The 19963-nt window shown below is 55.5% G+C and carries 14 protein-coding genes and 4 pseudogenes; 1 reads left to right on the forward strand and 17 read right to left on the reverse strand.

The window, feature by feature from the left end; translation table 11 throughout:
• Positions 1–36: 36 nt before the first annotated feature.
• From OZX57_RS04855 to OZX57_RS04885, 6 genes and pseudogenes are all read right to left on the reverse strand, one after another.
• Positions 37–750, reverse strand: a complete 714-nt coding sequence (locus OZX57_RS04855) for an ABC-2 transporter permease (protein ID WP_277161587.1) — start codon at positions 748–750, stop codon at positions 37–39.
• Complete coding sequence (locus tag OZX57_RS04860; RefSeq protein ID WP_277162942.1) at positions 747–1640, reverse strand: ABC transporter ATP-binding protein; 894 nt, start codon at positions 1638–1640, stop codon at positions 747–749. Before OZX57_RS04860 ends, OZX57_RS04855 begins: the two co-directional genes overlap by 4 nt.
• A 214-nt stretch (positions 1641–1854) precedes the next feature.
• Positions 1855–2228, reverse strand: a pseudogene (locus tag OZX57_RS04870) (GntR family transcriptional regulator).
• Positions 2229–2433: 205 nt separating this feature from the next.
• Positions 2434–3090: an HAD family phosphatase gene (locus OZX57_RS04875; RefSeq protein ID WP_277161593.1), complete on the reverse strand. Its 657-nt coding sequence runs from the start codon at positions 3088–3090 to the stop codon at positions 2434–2436.
• A 180-nt stretch (positions 3091–3270) separates the two neighbouring features.
• Positions 3271–5088 (reverse strand): DNA repair protein RecN, encoded by a 1818-nt coding sequence (gene recN, locus OZX57_RS04880; protein WP_277161595.1) that lies wholly within the window; start codon positions 5086–5088, stop codon positions 3271–3273.
• 6 nt (positions 5089–5094) lie between these two features.
• Complete coding sequence (locus tag OZX57_RS04885) at positions 5095–6063, reverse strand: NAD kinase (RefSeq protein WP_277161597.1); 969 nt, start codon at positions 6061–6063, stop codon at positions 5095–5097.
• Between the two features lie 353 nt (positions 6064–6416).
• Here OZX57_RS04885 and OZX57_RS04890 point away from each other — a divergent pair, with 353 nt between their 5' ends.
• Complete coding sequence (locus tag OZX57_RS04890) at positions 6417–7106, forward strand: hypothetical protein (RefSeq protein WP_277161598.1); 690 nt, start codon at positions 6417–6419, stop codon at positions 7104–7106.
• Here OZX57_RS04890 and OZX57_RS04895 read toward each other — a convergent pair.
• The 11 genes and pseudogenes from OZX57_RS04895 to OZX57_RS04945 all read right to left on the reverse strand — a co-directional run bounded on the left by OZX57_RS04895 (position 7088) and on the right by OZX57_RS04945 (position 19944).
• Positions 7088–7822 (reverse strand): TlyA family RNA methyltransferase, encoded by a 735-nt coding sequence (locus tag OZX57_RS04895; protein ID WP_277161600.1) that lies wholly within the window; start codon positions 7820–7822, stop codon positions 7088–7090. The two genes, OZX57_RS04890 and OZX57_RS04895, sit on opposite strands and share 19 nt — an antisense overlap.
• Positions 7823–7861: 39 nt before the next feature.
• Positions 7862–8065 carry a hypothetical protein gene (locus OZX57_RS04900; RefSeq protein ID WP_277161602.1) on the reverse strand — a complete coding sequence of 68 codons (204 nt, stop codon included), beginning with the start codon at positions 8063–8065 and terminating at the stop codon, positions 7862–7864.
• A gap of 11 nt (positions 8066–8076) precedes the next feature.
• Positions 8077–9105, reverse strand: a complete 1029-nt coding sequence (locus tag OZX57_RS04905; protein ID WP_277161604.1) for an HAD-IIA family hydrolase — start codon at positions 9103–9105, stop codon at positions 8077–8079.
• Positions 9106–9422: 317 nt separating this feature from the next.
• A pseudogene (locus OZX57_RS04910) lies at positions 9423–11306 on the reverse strand (helicase); the annotation flags it as partial.
• A 112-nt stretch (positions 11307–11418) separates the two neighbouring features.
• The gene (gene tyrS, locus OZX57_RS04915) at positions 11419–12741 is read right to left on the reverse strand and encodes a tyrosine--tRNA ligase (protein ID WP_277161606.1); all 1323 of its coding nucleotides are present in this window, start codon (positions 12739–12741) and stop codon (positions 11419–11421) included.
• 223 nt (positions 12742–12964) lie between these two features.
• On the reverse strand, positions 12965–13759 hold the full coding sequence (locus OZX57_RS04920; protein ID WP_277161608.1) for a GDSL-type esterase/lipase family protein: 795 nt from the start codon (positions 13757–13759) through the stop codon (positions 12965–12967).
• A gap of 67 nt (positions 13760–13826) precedes the next feature.
• Positions 13827–15314, reverse strand: coding sequence for an argininosuccinate lyase (argH, locus tag OZX57_RS04925; RefSeq protein ID WP_277161610.1), 1488 nt, complete (start codon positions 15312–15314; stop codon positions 13827–13829).
• 208 nt (positions 15315–15522) lie between these two features.
• Positions 15523–16760, reverse strand: a pseudogene (locus tag OZX57_RS04930) (argininosuccinate synthase).
• 150 nt (positions 16761–16910) lie between these two features.
• Positions 16911–17477 carry an arginine repressor gene (gene argR / locus OZX57_RS04935; protein WP_277162943.1) on the reverse strand — a complete coding sequence of 189 codons (567 nt, stop codon included), beginning with the start codon at positions 17475–17477 and terminating at the stop codon, positions 16911–16913.
• A 56-nt stretch (positions 17478–17533) separates the two neighbouring features.
• Positions 17534–18498, reverse strand: a pseudogene (argF, locus tag OZX57_RS04940) (ornithine carbamoyltransferase).
• A 108-nt stretch (positions 18499–18606) separates the two neighbouring features.
• Entirely contained in the window at positions 18607–19944 is a 1338-nt protein-coding gene (locus tag OZX57_RS04945) for an acetylornithine transaminase (protein WP_277161612.1), read from the reverse strand.
• Between the last annotated feature and the right edge of the window lie 19 nt (positions 19945–19963).

Here is a 19963-nt window from a genome sequence, read left to right on the forward strand (position 1 = left end):
AGCCCCTCCTTATATCTAACTTCACGATTCAGTAATTTATAGCTCCTTGCGCTGATAAATATGAACGGAAATCAGGAACGAACAGACGCAAGCCACGACAGAGACAAGGACAGCGATGAGCGCAGCCCAAGGCACGACGCCAAGTTTCGCCGTCATCATCCATTGCAGCATGCTAGTGCACATGTCACTCGATATGAATTTTTCAATGAGAAATATGATGGCAAAGAACAGCAGGCCCAGTATTGCGAAGCTCCACCCCATGGCTTTGGTAACCGAAAATTTGTAGAAAATGGGGATCACCACACTGCCGAGGAATAGGGCAACGCCGAATACGCCCAATCCCAATCCGATGAACGACGAAACCGAAGGCTCATCATGGTGAAACAGAACGAACAGGCAAAGCACACCTTCAACGGCAGTGATGACATCGGTCGCAAGGCCCAAGGCAAACCGTGCGGAAACCTGGTTGAACCTCGACGCCGGCACAATGCCATTCATCATGATATTGCCTGTCGTTTCTTCATTGTTGAACACCATCATAACGAAGAAAGCCGCATATACGGCACACATGGCAATCACCGCACCAGCCGCTCCTGCCATTACGGCTTCATTATCAACAACGAAGGCAATTAAGGTAAACGCCAATGGTAACAGTGCCAAAATCCATGCTGAGCCTTCTCCCGAAGCGGTCAGGCGCAGGTAATCGATACACATCGATCGTTTGATTTGTTTGATATCCATGTTTTTCATCGTGCATTACTCCCCTCTTCGTGACGTTGTGGGCCAGCGGCTCGTCCATTAGTCAGCCGGATGATGTCATCGATACTTACCGGATCGACATGCAGCTCAGGATTGGCTTGCACAAGCTCGGCGATTCCTTCCGTATGCACCAAGGCATCAAAGCCGGTGAGATAGCTACGGATGCCCACAGCAACTGGGCTGACGGCATCAAGTTCGTCCGGACCTCCCTTGACGAGTCTGAATGCGTCATCAAACTCGTCTTTGGCACCAGTGAAATACAGTTTGCCTTGCGTGATATAGGTGATTAGATCGGCGGCATGTTCGAGGTCACTGGTGATATGAGTGCTGAACAGCACACTGTGCTGCCCATCATCAACATAACGCTGCAGAATATCCATCAGATCGTCGCGCGCCAGTACGTCGAGACCACTAGTCGGTTCGTCCAGAATCAGCAATTTGGCATCATGGCTCAGGGCTGCGGCGAGCATAAGCTTCATCTGCATGCCACGGGAAAGGTCCTTGACCTTCTTTTTGGTGTCGATACCGAATTGGCCGAGGTAATCAACGAACAGACTGTGATTCCATGTCGGATACGCCGCAGCCATGGATTTCTCGGCCATCTTGACCGTCCAGTAAGTCGAGAAATAACTGGAGTCGAAAACAATGCCAAGCTGTTCCTTGACTTTCACCTCGTCGGTGATGTTGTCGAAGCCCGCCACGCTGATTGACCCGGCATCGCGATGAATCATGTTGAGGATCAGCTTGATAAGTGTGGATTTGCCGGCGCCGTTAGGGCCGATAAGGCCCATGATGTAGCCCATCGGCAAGTCAAACGTCACTGGGCCCAAACCAAAACCGGAGCTGTAACGTTTTGCCGCATCGGTGATGCTCAACGCCATAGGCGCTGCATCCGTACCGACGGAAGCATTTTCTATCTCTTGCTTGATTGTCGTAGGTGATGACTGTGTCATCATCATGTTCCTTTCCTGTTCGCCGATGAACCGATAAAGTTTGCATCAAGCCAGTCAGCACAGTCACTTGGACAAATGAAGGCTGGCAAGCGCTCGAAAATAACGCTTATCTCCTTCTATGCATCTTGCCAAGTAATTTCCGCTAGGCTTTCTTGTACTCGTTCTCGAGCATATCCATCAGGTCAATGAGGGGGATGTCTGCGGCTTTGGCAGCCACTCCCACCTGGCGCAAAGCATTACGCACCTGGCCGGTGAGCTTCTTCTTCATCCGTTCGTCGCCTTTCTCGGCGATGAACGAACCTTGCCCTGCACATTGACGATGATGCCTTCATCCGCCAACTCGTTGTAGGCACGGGTGACGGTGAGCACGGAGATACGCAGTTCTCGGGCCAGCTTGCGCAGGCTTGGCAACGCTTCCCCACTCTTGAGCTCACCATTCAACACCGCCTCACGGATTTGACGTTTGATTTGCTCGTAGATCGGTTCTCCGGACACGGATGAGATGATCAGTTTCATCTATGCCCCTTTCTGTTGCTGATCAGTGTGCAGCAAAACTCTCGATTGATACCAACAGTTTTACTGTTCAATAAAACTATATAACAGTTATATCAACTGTGCAAGTCTGGACTATAACAGTGATGTTTCTTTACAATCACAGGCTTCAACGCCTCTCACGAAGCCATTGTAGACAAATCCATTATTATTTTGAACGGCACTCGTCTCACAACGCTTTTGGAGCATCGGCGAAATCATGAATCATTCCATCGGCAATCGTCGCAATTGCCGACCTATCTGTCAATGAATAATCATCTTCCATTGCCCACACATGCATGCCCGCAGATTTTGCGGTTCTCACCGCGTCCAACAGGTCTTCGAACACGGTGCAGTCCGACGGCTCTACACCTAGACGCGACGCAGCGAGAAGGTAGATTTCGGGATCGGTCTTGTTTATGCTTTGCGTTTCCTCGACACTGATCACCGTCTCAAAACAGTCGGCTATACCAACATGTTGCATCGCGGGTTCTCGCAGCACCGGTGATAACGACGTCGCCACGGCAAGCCTTGCACCGCTGTCTTTGAGATAATGCAAATACTGCGAAGCATTCGGCTTGGGATCGACATGCGCATACGCTTCCACAGCCATCCGATTCCATTCGGCGATCAGATCATCGGCGGTCTCCGGCAACGCAAAACGCTCGATGGTATAGCGGGCCACTTCATCGGAGCGCATCGAAGATACCTTCGCCATATAGTCATCAGGCAACGGAATATGCCGACGTCCAAAGAAGTCGATATCAATCTGATGCCACAGATCCATGGAATCCAACAGTGTCCCATCAAGGTCGAAAATCGCCGCCTTGCCCTCGTTCGCTTTCATATTCTTCTTTCTGACGTAATAACGGAAGTCGCTGGTGGCTGGGATATGCGATGTTCGGGACGCTCCTTGGCCGCTCGGCCGTGTCTTATGCCCAAACATCGCATATCCCAGCCACCAGCTAATGCTACAGGAAGCTAACTGGACTTACTCGTACAAGTTAACAGCCTGAAGCGAATACATTCATAGTCTGCTGGAATCCAGCAATTCTTTGGCATGGCTGAGGGATGTGGCGGATTCGCTACCGGAGAGCATTCTGGCGATTTCATGGATACGGGCATCACCGGTGACCTCGTTGACCGTTGTCTCGACTGTTGCCTTTGAACCAGAGTTCTCGGATTCTGCTTTGCCTTTGCTGACCACGAATTGAGTGTCGGCCCACGAGGCCACCTGGGCCAAATGGGTCACCACAATGACCTGGGAGGTTTGGGACAGCTTCGCGATGCGCCTGCCCAGTTCCACAGCAGCCTTGCCGCCCACTCCGGCGTCGACTTCATCGAAGATGAACGTCATATCGCTTGAACCGGAGGTTCGCTTTTCGGCGACAGACAACTCCAGAGCCAGCATGAGTCGGCTCAGTTCACCGCCAGAAGCGCTTTTGCCCATTGGTAGCTGTGGCGAGCCCGGGAATGGGGTGAACAAGAATTCGATGTCATCAATGCCTGTTGCATCCAACGGCCATACGGAGGAAACATGCTTCACGGTGTCATCATTCTCAGATTTCAAATCTCCGGACGATACCGCATCACGACGAACCACTCGAATCTCCAAACCGGCGCCCGCCATGGCCAGTGCAGAAAGCTCTTTGGTGACGCTGCCCGCCAAAGCCGCCGCTGCGAGTTTGCGCTTCTTGCTCAGCACAGCTGCCGCCTTCATGGCATCATCGAACGCCTGTTCGCGTTGCGCCTTCAGTTCGTCAAGCTTTTCGGGTGATGCATCGAGATCTTCAACTTCGAATGCGGCCTTATCCCTCCAAGCTATGACATCCTCAAGCGTCGGCCCCCAGCGACGAATCAGTTCGTCAAGCTCATGAATGCGTGAGTTGATCGCGTCCAAACCCTCTGCATCCTCGTCGGTATCCATTTCGTTGGAAAGCGAGAACACGATATCGGAAAGATCGGCGTTTAGCGATTCCAAGCGCTCTGCAGCCTCGCTAAAAGTCCCTCCAATATGGATGGAACGCAATGCTTGGACGGCATGGTTGATGGCATCCGTCGCACCTTGTGCATCATTGTCCGAATCAACCGACGAAGCGTCCAATGCCGAAAGCGCAGAACTGACACCCTGTACGATTCCGGCAGCATTCTCGACACGCGAACGCTTTTCCTTAAGTTCTTCATCCTCGCCAGGTTTGGGGTCGACTTTGTTGATCTGTTCGATGGATTCCCGCAGATAATCGGCACGTTGCAGGGCAGAGGCCTCCTGATTGGTGAGGTTGCGAAGTCGTTCATCAACCGTCTGGAACTTTTCCCAAGCCGCGCGATAAGACTCCCTCTCTGCCTTGTCATCGGCGGCCATATCCAAAAATTCCCGCTGCCGTGCGGGTGAGGCAAGCCGCAGTTGATCAGCCTGTCCATGAATGGTCACCAATTCAGCCGCGACCTTGCCCAGCACGTTTCTGGGAACACTATGACCGCAAAGCACAGCCCGGGAACGTCCCGATGCCGGAACCGTACGAGAAAGAAAAAGCTCGCACCGCCCGATTTCGTCGGGATCCGGGTCGGTAGCCTCACCGTCGGTGTCGAGTACACCGGCATCCTGGGCGAGACCGGCTGCCTTGCCGTTCTCGTCGACATCGAAAATACCTTGCGCCCACGCCGAATCCGCTCCAGCGGCAACCCGTCCGACGTTGGCCGTAGCTCCAGAAATGAGCCGTATCGCGCTCAGCAACATCGATTTACCGGCACCTGTTTCACCGGTGATGGCAGTCATGCCCGCACTTGGAGCCAACACTGCAGAGCGTATCGGCCCCAAGTTACAAACTTCCAGTTCCTCAAGCATCAGGTTTCACCTTTCAGACGCATCGTCGCTCGTCGCGTTCTGCGACCGATCCTTGTTTTCGTTGGCGATCATATGTTCACGTTTGCGTTCCTCAAGCAGTGAGCGCTGACGCAGGCTGACGCTTGGCAGGTTGAATTTCGTGACGAGCCGGTTGGTGAACGGAACGCCTGAAAGACTGGCAAGACGCAACGAATGAGAAGAGAGCCGAACGGTGGTGCGGGAACCATATTCAAGCTCCATCTTCCTCCTGCCGTCGCAGCAAATCCACCCGGCCGTCAGCGAATCAGGCAGCACATCGACGGAGAAACTCGAATGCTCGCCGATAATCATCGGACGAGCGAACAGTGCATGGGCGGCCAGCGGAATCAGTTGCAACGCCTGAACATCAGGCCAAATAATCGGCCCGCCTGCCGAAAAAGCATAAGCCGTGGAGCCTGTCGGCGTGGAGACAATGACGCCATCGCAGCTGAATGAACTGGCCTCTACCCCATCGACACCCACCGACAGCTCGATCATGTGGTCACGTTCTTCCTGCTGGACGGTGACATCGTTCAAAGCCCAATCATTGAACGTTCTCTTTCCGTCCGCTGAAGTGACGGAAACGCTGGCCAGTCTGCGTTCATCGATGGAATAGTCATAATCGGCCACCCGAGCAATGGCTTCGCTCAACTGGAAGCTTTCGAATTCGGCAAGAAAACCGACATGCCCAAGATTGACTCCGAGAATCGGAATCTCAGTATCGTGCACCAATTCGGCGGCACCGAGAATCGTGCCGTCACCGCCCAACACCACCACGATTTCGGTATCATCGCTGACCACTTGCGAACATTCACCGAATTTCGGAGGCTCCAAACTTTCCACAAGCTTGACGACGAAACCGGCATGCTGCAATTGTTCGACCGCCTCACGCACCAGAAGACTGGTCTCGCGCAGCCGAGCATGAGTGACCACAACCGCATGCCGCTTCCCGCTCATCGTCTTGCCTCTTTCGTTTCCATCGTCGATATCAAATCGACGTTTTATCCATATCCTAACCGGATAGTGTCTACAACCACGAGCTTACTCCGCGCCGTCAAGATAACGGATGAAGTGGTTACCGTCTCCCGCTTTCCTGGAATCACAGTGAAATCTCATCAATTCCAAGCGTGATTCGAATTCTTGCTTGAAAAACTTGAAGGAAATCTTGAGAAAAATCAAGATTTCTTGATTTTTACCTATTTTTCGGCATTGAGCTTTCCATTGGCTCGGAGAACCGGTAGACAAGAGACAGGTCTTTACCATTACAGACGCTGCAAAGAAGAACGAAAGAGACACGAAAGAGGGTGAGGATGAATCTCAACACCTTTGGAGGCCTTGTCAAGGATGGCGATTACGACGTCCTCATCACCCACGGCAACGCTGTACTTTCCGAACATGCCACCTTCGACACGTTGGTAGTCAAGGGAATCCTGCAAACAGGAATATGCCAAGGGAGACGGATAATACTCGATGGCGGTTTGCTCAGCAGTTCATCGGATATCATCTCGGATTCAATTTCCGGGCACGGCAGCATCCGTGCCTCTGCGTCGATACGTTCCACCCATGTCGATTTCATCGGTGACCTCATCTGCAATCAACACTTGGCCATTCGTGAACGAATCCGCGTCAACGGGCTAGTCGACACCCGTTCGTTTCAGGCTCGTAACGCCAACATTATCGGACACATCAACGTTCATAAACACCTCGAAGCCGACAGTCTTTCAGTACAGCCGATGCATACCGCGATGTTCGAACGCTTCGGCATGAGCGAATACCTCAAACCCAACGAGATAGAAGGTATCGAAGCCAGAACGGTGACGCTTTCCAACACCATTTGCGGCAGTATCATTGCCGATACCGTATGTCTGTCGGGCAATACCCATGCTCGGAAAGTGTTATATGACGATGATTTGAAACTGGACAGGACTTCCAGTGTAACTGTCATCGAACACCCATGGAAGGAGGAAGATGATGATGGACTTCAGCGCAAGGTCGCGTAGAGCAGGTATTCCTCGTTGCCGTGTGTGCCTTGTATTGGCGACGGACAGGTGGACACCACCTTAAGTCCATTGGTCTCGGCGCAATTGCAGACCGTTTCCAGTGCTTTCTGACGTAGCCTAGAGTCCTCGACCACGCCGTTTTTGCCGAGATGGCCCTTGCCCACCTCGAATTGCGGCTTGACGAGAAGTACGATATCCGACGGCTTTGAAGCGATTCTCGCGACGACAGGAATCACATACGTCAGCGAAATGAACGACACATCGGAGACAATGAACGAGGGACGATACGGCAAGTCCTCCGGTTGCACATCGCGGATATTGACGCCGCTCATCTCGATAATGCGAGGATTCGAGGAGATGCGTGAGTCAAGTTGTCCATGTCCCACGTCCAAAGCGATGACCTGCTCAGCACCATGGCGAAGCAGCACATCGCAGAAACCGCCTGTGGAAGCACCTATATCCAGACAATATTGGCCTTTAGGAGTTGGCAGGCCGTCACTGGCAAACTGTTCGAAGGCGCCAAGCAATTTGTAGGCGCCACGGGAAACATAATCGTCACCTTGATCGACGGAAACATCCGTTCCGTCGGCAACGTTAAAAGAAGTTTTGGAAATAAGCCGGCCGTCGACGCGAACCTTGTCGGAATGAATGAGACGCTGCGCCTGGGTGCGGCTGTGCGCCAAATCCGCAGCAGCCATATAAGCGTCCAAACGCATCTCATTCATCCTTTCCAAGCATTGTTGATAACGGAAGATTTACGCTCTTTGCTGGTTGTCCAAGTCCTCACGAAGATCGGCAAGAATGCCTTGGAACATATCGATTTTCTGTTCATCATTCATGGCAGCAAGACCGTTGAGTTCAGGGTGACGCTCACGCAGAGTCTCAACAGAGGCTTCACTTGGCATGTCAGTGCCATCGGATTCGCCAGCCTGAGAACCTTGACCATATTGCGAAGCCATGATCGATCCTCCTAAAGTTTGAAATCAGGAAGCCGCAGATTCTCGGTATCAACATTCTCGTTGTCAACCAGGTTCCAAAGCAGAGCGCACGCGGCACGCAACGCATTGATGTCCTGAACATCGCTGACACGCACCTCGTCTCCGACAAGCTCAGCCGTGGCGTTTTCGCATTGCCACTGGGTCGTCGACACCGAATGCGGTGCCGGCATCGTCTGATGAAGATCACGCAAATCACGCGCGATATAGGTCGGCCGCAGATGTGGTGCCGCGAGCATCAACTGCTTCGGATCGGCAACACCGGTAAGTACAACGAGAGAATCATAGCCGCCACGATTACCAGCCTCGATGTCGGTATCGAGCCTGTCGCCGATGGCGAGGCAACGCTCCTTCGGCACCAACGTGGCACCATCGTGCGAAGCCAACAGTCGTGCCTCATCATACATCGCCGACTCTGGTTTGCCGGCGGAAGCCACCGGTTCAACACCGGTGGCGGTGATGACGGCCTGGACCATCGCGCCGGAGCCCGGAGCAATGCCCAGCTCGCGCGGAATCGTCAGATCCCTGTTTGTCACGAAATACTGGGCCCCTCGCTCCACGGCAAACGAGGCATTGGCGAACTCGTTCCAGGTGACTTCCGGATACCATCCCTGCACGACGGCAACCGGATTGTCTTCAACCCGATCGACGACAGTGAGGCCTTGTTTCTCCAATTCCTCATGCAGATGACCGGCACCGACCATGAAGACCTTGGCGCCTTTCGGCACTGCACGGGCCACCATACGCGCGGCGACCACCGAAGAAGTGATGATCTGCCAAGGCTCGACCTCCAAACCGAAGCCGCGAAGCTGATCGGCCACGGTCTGCTGATAGCGCGAGGAATTGTTGGTGGTATATTCCACCGTCATCCCAGCCTGCTGTGCCTTGGTGATGGATTCGCTGGCGTAATCCACCGGGTCATTGCCCCGGTAGACCACACCATCGAGATCAAGCAATGCGAGACCATAGGCCTGTTCAATCGGTTCTTCGGTAGCCTTGAGCACTGTTTGCCTTACTCTTCCTCGCCAGACTCGTCTTTTTCGTCCGCGACTTCCTGCTCTACAGCAGGATCTTCGGAACTATTGACGCCTTCGGCGGCTTCTTCGGCGGGCAACTCGTTTTCATCCTCATCCGCGTCGCCTTCGGTTTCCGCCTCGTCGTCCTCACCGACTTCACCCTGAGCCTCTTGCTCAGCCTCGGAGTCCTCGGAGTCCTCGGATTCATCCGGTTCGCCGGATTCGTTGACGATTTCGGAACTGTCAGCGTTTTCCTTGGCCGTGGCTTCGGCGCTTTCCTGCGCTTCCGGAGTCTCGGGGTCAAGAGCGGACTGAGACTGGTCGTCGGTATCGGCGTCCGTATCCAACTCCTCGCCTGCAGCTTCGTCGGATTCGGAATCCTGACCATCCGCATCTTCATCAGACTCGTCAGAATCCGAATCGCGGTCATAATCCTCGTCATCTTCATAAGGATCGGGCGCATACTGCGCATCGTCCTCGGTGATGCCGAGTTCTTCCATCATATCGTCCGGCAGACGTTCGAGGTCGTAATCGATGACCACTTCTTCGGCGTTCTCGTCGTCCTCATCCTCGTCTGCATACTTGTTTTCAAGCTGCTCGATGACGGTGTCAAGGTCAGCGGCCTCATCCCCGTGTCCGGACTCCTCAAGGAAGTACTGCTCGGCCTGAAGTGCACGCATGCGATAGGCACCGGGAAGTCCCTTGGTGTCAGCCAACTTGCTGACCACGTCGGTGGCCTTGTCCCAAAGCCCGAGGTCACCGAGCGCGCCGGCATAGACCAGGAACATCTCAGCCTTGGATTCGCCGGAAAGCGTCTTGGCATCGTCGGACATCGCCATTTCGATGGCGCGCTTGGGATTGCCAATTCCACGTTCGCAGTCGGCAATGAACGGCAGATAGTCGTTGTAACCGTTCATGCGGTGCGCGGTACGGAATTCCTTCAGCGCGGTCTTGTAATCGCCTTGACGGTAGGTGATGAACGCCAGCGTCTCGCGAGAGAAGTCGATGCGGGAGGCCTGATGGGCCACCCATTCGGCGTGATCACGTGCAGCCTTCGGGTCGCTTTCCTCAAGCGCATAGGCGGCAAGGATGTGCAGTCCGGTGTTCTCGGCATGTTCCTTGGAAAGTCCCCTCAGACGTTCCTTCTCGTCCTTGGAAAGCATCGACCACTCCATGCCCTTGGGCATACGCGGCTCACCGGGGCGACGGTCGGTATACGGGTTCTGCGAGGGGAAAGACATCGTGCCGTCGGAATTGCGGCGCGGACCATTATGCATATATTCTTCGCGGCCGTCATTGTGGAAACCGCCACGACGGTCGTCACGTCGGTCGTCGCGATGGTTGTTGTAGCTCCTGTATCCGCCGCGATCGCCATCACGACGATCATCACGGTGGAAGTCCCTACGATCATTGCCGCGGGAGTTATAGCCGCCCCTGCGGTCATCATTGCGATGGAAATCACGACGCTCGCCATCACGACGATCATTGCCACGATAGCCGCCACGCCTATCGTCATCGTGCCCACGGTAACCACCGCGACGGTCGTCGTCATGGCCACGGTAACCGCCGGAACGATAGCCGCCACGACGATCATCATTGCGATGGAAGTCCCTACGATCATCTCCACCGCGATAACCGCCACGCCTGTCATCGTCGTGCCGGTATCCACCCTTGTGGAAGTCACGCCTGTCGTCACGGTGGAAATCACGACGCTCGCCGTCACCGCGATAACCGCCACGTTCACCGTCACGGTGGAAGTCGCGATGTCCACCATTGCCGCGGTAACCGCCACGCCTATCGTCGTCATGGCCACGATAACCACCGGAACGATAGCCGCCACGACGATCATCATTGCGATGGAAGTCCCTACGATCATCTCCGCCGCGGTAACCGCCACGTTCGCCATCGCGATGGAAATCACGACGTTCACCGTCATGGTGTCCGCGATAGCCGCCGCTGCGTTCTCCGTCACGACGGTCGTCACGGTGGAAGTCGCGATGCCCGCCGTTGCCGCGGTATCCTCCACGTCGATCGTCATCGTGACCACGGTAACCGCCGTGGCCACCCTTATGGAAGCCACCGTGGTTGTTGCCACGATACCCGCCGTGGCCCTTATAACCGCCGCCAGAACGGGACGAACCGTGACCGTATGAGTTGCCGTCGCGGTTGCCGCGCTGTTCTTCTGCCATATTGCTTATACCTTTTGCTTGAGTTTGATCGTCCCGATATCTGAATTGGGAGGGACGACCGAAATATTGTTTCTTCTGTTAGATTCTAATAGCCGTGTTGAGGGGTCTGACGTCAGCCAAGCTCCACAGCGCCAACTGCTTTCTTGCCACGCCGGATGAGCGCGAAACGATCGGCTAGGAAGTCCTCGCCGTCCAGTTCCTGGTCCTGGTCTTCGACGCGCACGTTGTTGACATAGACGCCACCAGACTTGATGGTCTTGCGCGCCTCGGAAATCGACTTGAACAGTCCTGCGGAGACGGCGGCCTGAGCCACGCGTTCGCCGATGACGGCCTTGGCGAAAACCTTCTCGCCTTCCTCGTTCTCGATCTTGAGGCCTTCGATGGAGGATTCCAGCATGTCCGAACCGATGGACTTCAAGTCGCCGCCACGCCCGAACAGCGCGGAAGCAGCGTCAATCGCCTCCTGCGTGGTTTTCTCGCCATGCACGAAGCTGGTGACTTCCCATGCCAGGGCCTTCTGGGCCTCACGGGCGCCGGGGTTGACCTCGGCCTCGTGTGCGAGGCGCTCGATTTCATCCTTGGGCAGGAAAGTGAAGGCCTTCAGAAGCTTCAGCATCTCGCCGTCGGGCTGGTTGTACCAGAACTGATAGAACTTGTAGGGACTCAGCATCGTCGGGTCGAGCCAGACGGCATTGCCTTCGGACTTGCCGAATTTCTTGCCCTGACTGTCGGTGATGATGGGGCTGGTGAACACGTTGACGTTTTCGCCGCGCACCTTGCGAATCAGGTCGAGCCCGCTGGTGAGGTTGCCCCACTGATCGGAACCGCCGAGTTGCAACGTGCAATTGTATTCATCATAAAGATGCAGGAAATCGTTGCCCTGCAGAACCTGGTAGCTGAACTCGGTGAAGGAGATGCCTTCATCGGACTTGAGTCTGCGCGCCACGGTGTCCTTGGCGAGCATGGTGCCCATGCGGAAGTTCTTACCCACGTCGCGCAGGAAATCGATGACCGACATCCGCGCTGTCCAATCGTAATTGGAGACAAAACGCACTGGATTATCGCCATCGGTCACCAGAATCGTGCCGATCTGCTTCTTGAGCCTGCGCGCCCAGCCTTCGACGACGTCCTTGGGATTCAAGGTGCGTTCACCGCTTTGACGCGGATCGCCAATCAAACCGGTGGCACCACCGACCAGAGCGACGGGATGATGGCCCGCTTCCTGGAGATGACGCATGTTGATGAGCTGGACGAGATTGCCAATGTGCAACGAGGCGGCGGTGGGGTCGAAACCGCAGTAATAGGTAATCGGCCCATCGTTCAACGCTTTGGCGAGCTGATCCCGGTCCGTGGACTGGGAAATCAGCCCGCGCCAGTTCAATTCATCGAAGAGGGAGTCGAATCCCGCTTCCTTGAAGTTGGTGACGTGAGCCATAACCGTATTCCCCTATTCTTTTGTATCAAAACAACCAGAGCCGAACGGCTCTTGAACCAATCCATTTTCGCAGATGACAGCGACACAGCAGTGTCGCCTCGATTGTGGGATTTCCTTGACCTTGACTCAACCGGATCTTCACCGCTGTTGGTATCCACGAAGTGGGGCCACTGAGTGGAATCAGAATCTTACAGTGCGGTCACTTGGCAAGGAAACCAAGCTGTTACTGGGCTTCAAACTGTTGCACGAATGCGCTTCCGAGCTTGGCGATCACGCCGTCAACCATGTATTGGTAGCCCTGTGCGCTGGGATGGAAATGGTCGGGCGAGAAGAAATCCGGTGCGTCGGCATGCACGTTCTCGTGAATCATGTCGACGTAGGTTGCGTGATATTCGGCACAGACTTTCTTGCTCACCGCAGCCTGCTCGTCCATCTCACGCTCAAGCGCTCGACGCAAAGCACGACCCAGCGAGGGCTCGTGCTGCATCTGGCCGGGACTCAGCACGACGATATGGTCGCTCAGCGGCTTGGCCTCTTCGAGTACGGAGCCAAGGTCATCCCGCCATTCGTCGAGCGTGCGGTTCGCCATGATGTCGTTCGATCCAGCACAAAGCACGAGGATATCGAATGTCTTGCCGGTTTTGAGCACTTCGGGAAGCAACCGGTAACGCACACGACGCATGGTGGCGCCCAGCTTGCCATGCGCCTCCCAAGCGACATCACGCCGAAAAGCTCTAGCGAATCCCTCTGCGATGTCGGGAACAAGACCCTCCTGTTGGTCTTGTGTGCCGCAACCGGCGATCATGGAATCTCCAATGGCGCAGACCGTCAATGGTTTAGCGGCATCAGGCACAGAGGGGTCAGACGCCGACGGTTGCTCCGAATGCTTTTCGACATCGGCGGCCTTGAACTTCTTGATTCCAGACGGTTCCCCGCCGGGAGCCTCAGCCAAATGAATCGTGTGCTTCGCCCACAATGCCTCAAGGGTCGCCACCGGAGTCCCGATTCCCAACGTCATACGTCTCACGCCTTTCCGCTTATTATCAAGCTTTCAGCATGCCATCGTACTCAGAGCGTTGTCGAAATCACCTCAATGTGTCTGGTTTTACATAGGCCGGTCCATCGCTGACGGAATCGGCAAACGCTTCAGCCTTCGCTGCCGCCTGCTTGGCTTCCACAATCTGCTCGCGTACACGGACGGGTGCGGTACCGCCCTTGCCGTTACGCTGGTCGACGGAACCTTCTACGGAAAGAACCTTGCGAACCTGGGGCGCGACATCGGCAGACAGGAAATCCTTAAACACAGTGACGAAATCGTCGTCGCTCAAATCCCAGAGCTCAACGCCACGGCCTTCTGCCAATTGGACGCAGGCGCCGGAAAGCTCGTGGGCGTGGCGGAACGGAACACCCTGTTTGACCAACCATTCGGCTATATCGGTGGCCAGGGCGAAACCAGTTGGCGCTTGGGCCTTGAGACGATCGAGATCGAAGACCATCGTGCGCACCATGCCGGCGAAGGCAGGCAACAAGGTCTCAAGAGTGTCGACCTGGTCGAACACGGCTTCCTTGTCCTCTTGCAAATCGCGTGCATAGGCGGTCGGCAGGCCTTTGAGCGTGGCCATCAGGCCGGTCAGATCGCCAATCAGACGACCGGACTTACCTCGGGTGAGCTCGGCGATGTCGGGGTTCTTCTTCTGCGGCATGATCGAGGAACCGGTGGAATAGGCGTCGTCGAGGCGCACAAAGGCGAATTCCTGCGTGTTCCAGATGATGATTTCCTCGGACAGACGGCTCAGGTCAACGCCGATCATGGCGGCAATGAACGAAAACTCGGTCACCAGATCGCGGCTTGCTGTGCCGTCGATGGAATTGGCGGTCACTCGCGAGAATCCGAGTTCATGGGCCACAGCTTCCGGGTCAAGTCCAAGTGTGTTGCCGGCCAGCGCGCCGGAGCCATACGGGCTTTCATCCATGCGTTTGTCCCAATCGGCAAGCCGTTCAACATCGCGCAGCAGCGGCCAAACATGGGCCATCAGCTGATGGGCAAGCAGAACAGGCTGGGCGTGCTGCATGTGCGTGCGCCCAGGCATCACCGCTTCTCCGGCCTTCTCTGCTTGACCAATCAACGCGTCAACTACTCCAAGCACCAGGCTGGCGACTGTGCGCGCATGACGGCGCAGCCACATGCGGATGAGGCAGGCGATCTGGTCGTTGCGCGAACGTCCGGCGCGCAGCTTGCCGCCGAGCTCATCCCCTGCAATCTCGAGCAGACCACGTTCCAGCGCGGTTGCCTCGTCCTCGTCATCTTCGACAGGCTCGAACTCACCCGAATCAACGAGTTTCTGCAACTTGTTAAGCGAGTCTTCCATCTGTTTTAACTCATCATCGCTGAGTAATCCGGCTTTACCTAGTGCTCGCGCATGAGCACGTGACCCAGCGATGTCATCGTCGGCCAGCCGCCAATCAAACTGTGTCGATTTAGAAAGCCTAGCTAGTTCCGGCGAAGGTCCGGACTTAAACCGTCCGCCCCACAGCGCCAGATGCTCATTCCCCTTATTATCCTGCTCCGTCATAAAGATTCATCTTTCTCGTATTATCAAATAGTCAATTTCACAATTTTTCATCAGTCAAAGGAGGGACTGGGATATGCGATGTCCGACCGTAAAGACTTGGCCAGAGCGGCCCGGAGCGTGTCGGACATCGCATATCCCAGTCCCTCCCCCACAGTCAGTGACCTGAAATATAAGGATTGTTAAACAACGTTTTAATAATCCAAACCAATTATTCGACGGAGTTATCCGGCACTTCGATGCCGTTGCCGAATTTGACGTCGCGAGCGGCGGCAACCTTGTCGGGCAGGCCGTAGATCGAGATGAATCCGTTGGAGGCGTTCTGGTCGTAGGTGTCACCGGAATCATAAGTGGCGAGCTTGTAATCGTAGAGCGAGGAGTCGCTGCGACGGCCGGTGACCACGGCACGTCCTCCATGCATGACCATGCGAATCTCACCGGAGACGTAGCGCTGCGTGTCTTCGATGAACGCGTTGAGCGAGCGGACTGCAGGCGAGAACCATTGAGCGTCATAGACCAGTTCGGACCAGCGCTTGTCAATGTCGCGCTTGATACGATGCTGTTCGCGTTCGAGGCAGCAGTTCTCCAGCTCTTCGTGTGCAGTGATGAGCGCCACAGCACCTGGCGCTTCGTAAAGTTCACGCGACTTGATGCCGACCAGACGGTCTTCAATCAGATCGATGCGGCCGATGCCCTGGGCTCCGGCACGACGGTTCATCTCTTCGATGGCCTGCAGCGGGGTGACATCCTTGCCGTCGATACGCACCGGCACACCCTGTTTGAATTCGATGACGACTTCATCTTCAACCGGCGGGAAGGCCGGGTCGTCGGTATAGGTGTAGCAGTCCTTGGTCGGTCCGTTCCACGGATCCTCGAGGAAACCGGTCTCGATGGCGCGGCCCCAGACGTTCTGATCAATGGAATACGGGCTCTTTTCGGTCTGCGTGATCGGCAGATCGTGGTCCTTCGCGAACTGAATCTCGACGTCGCGGGTGAGCGAGAGGTCACGAATCGGGCTAATGGCCTTGAGTTCCGGGTCAATCGAGGCGATGGAGACCTCGAAACGCACCTGGTCGTTGCCTTTGCCGGTGCAGCCGTGCGAGATGGTGTCGGCACCGAACTGGTGGGCGGCACGCACGAGGTGCTTGGAAATCAATGGACGAGAAATGGCGGAAACCAGCGGATAGACGCCTTCGTACTGGCATTGGCCTTGAGCGCCAACATGCAGTATTCCTTGGCGAATTCCTCACGGGCGTCAACGACATACGCCTCGACGGCACCGCAGGCCAGCGCGCGCTGGCGAATGGTCTCAAGGCTTTCACCACCCTGACCGACATCCAGAGAGACGGCGACGACATCCTTGCCGGTGCGCTCCTTCAAGTACGGAATGGCCACAGAAGTGTCGAGACCCCCGGAATATGCGAGTACGATGCGGTTCTTTTCGCTCATAACAGCCCTTTCTTCAAAGCTTTATACGTTTAATATACGTCGGTTCGTATAAATATTCAATTTGATTTGTGGTTTGTCCGAATTTTGAGACAGCTTCGCTCGCACATCCACTCAAAATCAGGGCGAACAATGCATATATTGCATTGGCCGTTATCGTTTATTGGCGCCTTGCCCACGCGAAACGATATCGAGCAACCATTTCACACGTCCGACCGCAGCGTCATCGTCGCTACACACCAACAGCACCGTGTCATCGCCGGCAACCGTGCCCAAAATGTCGTCAATCGGCTGCTTATCGATGACGCTGGCCATGTATTGCGCCGCACCAGACGGGGTATGCACAATAACCAGATTGCGCGCGGCCGCAGCCGAGGTAATCAACCCTGAAAGTCCGCGCGAAAGCTGCTGATCGATTTTCTCAGCAGTTACGTCATCATGCTCCGGCTCAACGCCAAGCGTATACGCCATCTCGCCGCTCTTGAGCCTGGTCTTGACCGCTTTCATCTCATCGAGGTCGCGGCTCAGTGTGGCTTGTGTGACCTCAATGCCCCGATCGGCCAATAGCTGTGAAAGCTGAGCCTGCGAGGAAACCACCGAATTGGTCAAAATATCCTGAATTACGCTCAGACGCGCCGTTCGGTTCATCGGATGACGCAGCACCGGCTCGTCCTGTGAGCCATCGGACTGCAAGCCGTCCTGTAAATCATTTGTATGCATGGAAATATCGTTTTGTGCATCCATAACGTTGGTAATGTCAGAATCCTCCATATCGGTCATTTGAGCAAATCCTTGTCATCTCGCTGTTTGCCGATCAACCAGGTAAGCAGCGCCTTCTGCGCGTGCAACCGGTTCTCGGCCTCGTCCCATACCACCGATTGTGGTCCGTCGATGACGCTTGCCGTGACTTCCTTGCCTCGGTAGGCAGGCAGGCAGTGTTGGAACATCGCATCCGGCTTGGCGAGCTTCATCAGTTCGTCGTTGACCTGGTAATTCCAGAACGGCTTGGAACGCACGGCATATTCGCCCTCCTCGCCCATTGAGACCCACGTGTCAGTGAAGATGCAATCGGCGTCGGCCACGGCTTCGCGCGGATCGGTGGTTACCAGAATCGAACTGCCGTTTTCGGCTGCTATACGTTCGGCATCTGCGACGATTGTCGGGTCAGGCAGGAAGCCCTCCGGCCCGGCAACGCGCACATTCATGCCAGCGGTTGCACCGCCCAACAGGTAGGAATTCGACATGTTGTTGGCCGCATCACCCAAGTAGGCGATGGTCATACCTTTGAGCGCGTCGACTCCCCGCGATGCTGCGCAATAGTGAGGAAATCGGCGAGAATTTGGCAGGGATGGAACTGGTCGGTCAGAGCGTTGACCACAGGAACAGTGGCATATGTTGCCATCGTTTCCACACGGTCCTGGCCGAAGGTTCGCCAGACGATGGCGCTGGTCATGCGAGTGAGTACGCGTGCCGTGTCGGCCACCGGCTCACCGCGACCCAGCTGGGAACCGGACTTGTCGATAACCAACGGGTAGCCGCCAAGTTCCGCGACTCCGACGGAGAAGCTGGACCGCGTACGCGTGCTGGGCTTGTCGAAAATCACCGCCACCCCTTGCGGGCCTTCGAAAGGCCGACGGTAATAGCGATTCTTCCAGAACTTCATGCCCAGTTCGAGTATTTCCTTTTGCTCATCATGGGTGACATCATCATCACGCAGCATATGCCGCAATTGACCTGCCATAGCGTCTCCTTATCATCGCGTTTCACTAATCAAACGCATCATCTACCTAAAATATACCGCATAATTACCAAATATTCGTGTTCTATCCGCATATTGGTATATATACTTTCAGTCGTCCGGCAAATCCGACGGAATCTGAGCCAGAATCGACACCGCCTCATCCACATCGGCGGCGGTGACGATCAGCGGTGGCGCGAGACGCAAAGCATCGGACGCGACAGCGTTGACAATCAGGCCGTGGTCCAGAGCCCAGTTCATCGCGGCGTGAGAGCAAGGATGCGCAAGCTGGATGGCATTGAGCAGACCCCGGCCACGCACGGAAACGAACAACGGATTGCCGCAGGTCATAATGCCGTTGCGCAATTGCTGGCCACGCACCTCAGCGTTGGACACCAACTCGTCTTCTTCAATAACCTGCAATGTCGCCAGGCCGGCCGCCGCAGCGAGCGGACCGCCGGCGAAGGTCGAGCCGTGCAGCCCCGGCGAAAAGAGCGAAGCCAAAGGCTTACCGAACGCAATCATGCCACCCATTGGGAATCCACCGGCGACGCCCTTGGCAAAGGTGATGATGTCGGGGATAATGCCGCCGGAGAGGTCCTCCCGTTGGAAGGCAAACCATTTGCCGGTGCGTCCGATGCCGGTCTGTACCTCGTCGATGATCATCAGCGCATGATGCTCGTCGCAAAGCTGACGAACACCTTTGACATACGACGGGTCAAGCGGCCATACGCCTGCCTCGCCCTGAATGAGTTCCATCATCACCGCGGCTACCGGACCCACGCCATTTTGGCCAGTCTTGTCGAACGCATCGCGCATCGCCCGCAAGTCTCCGGCCTCCACGAACTCAACGGCAGGAAGCAGCGGGTTGTACGGCTCACGAATCGAAAGCTTCCATGTGGCGCTCAGAGCGCCCATTGTCCGACCGTGGAACCCCTTGGTCAGCGCGATGATTCGTGCCGGCGCACCACCCTTTTCCGGGTCACCACCAGACAATGTCTTGCCGTACAGTTTTGCCATTTTCATGGCAGCCTCATTGCCTTCGGCTCCGGAATTGCCGAAATAGACACGCGATCCTTCGGGCGCCCCGGCAATCTCGAGTAGCTTCTCCGCCAACTTGATTTGCGGCACAGAAGCGAAATAGTTGCTGACATGCGCGACTTTCTGCGCTTGTTCATTGACTGCCTTGACCCATTGGGGATGCGCATAACCCAGCGAGTTGACGGCGATGCCCGCAAGGAAGTCGAGATACTCGTTGCCATCCACGTCCCAGATGCGCATGCCCTGGCCGCGGTCCATCACTCGCAGTGGCGTGCCGAAGGCGTGGGTGTGCACCTCCTCGTATTGCGCGATCCATTGCTTGCTTTCCGAGCCGATCGGAGTCTGACCAGTTTCGGATTCATTGACCAAGCTATCTGCTGTCCTCGTCTCCGGATTGTTGTTGTTCATACTCTTGCACCTTCTAAGT

This window comes from Bifidobacterium sp. ESL0682, assembly GCF_029392815.1.
In the GTDB taxonomy this organism is placed as follows: Bacteria; Actinomycetota; Actinomycetes; order Actinomycetales; family Bifidobacteriaceae; genus Bifidobacterium.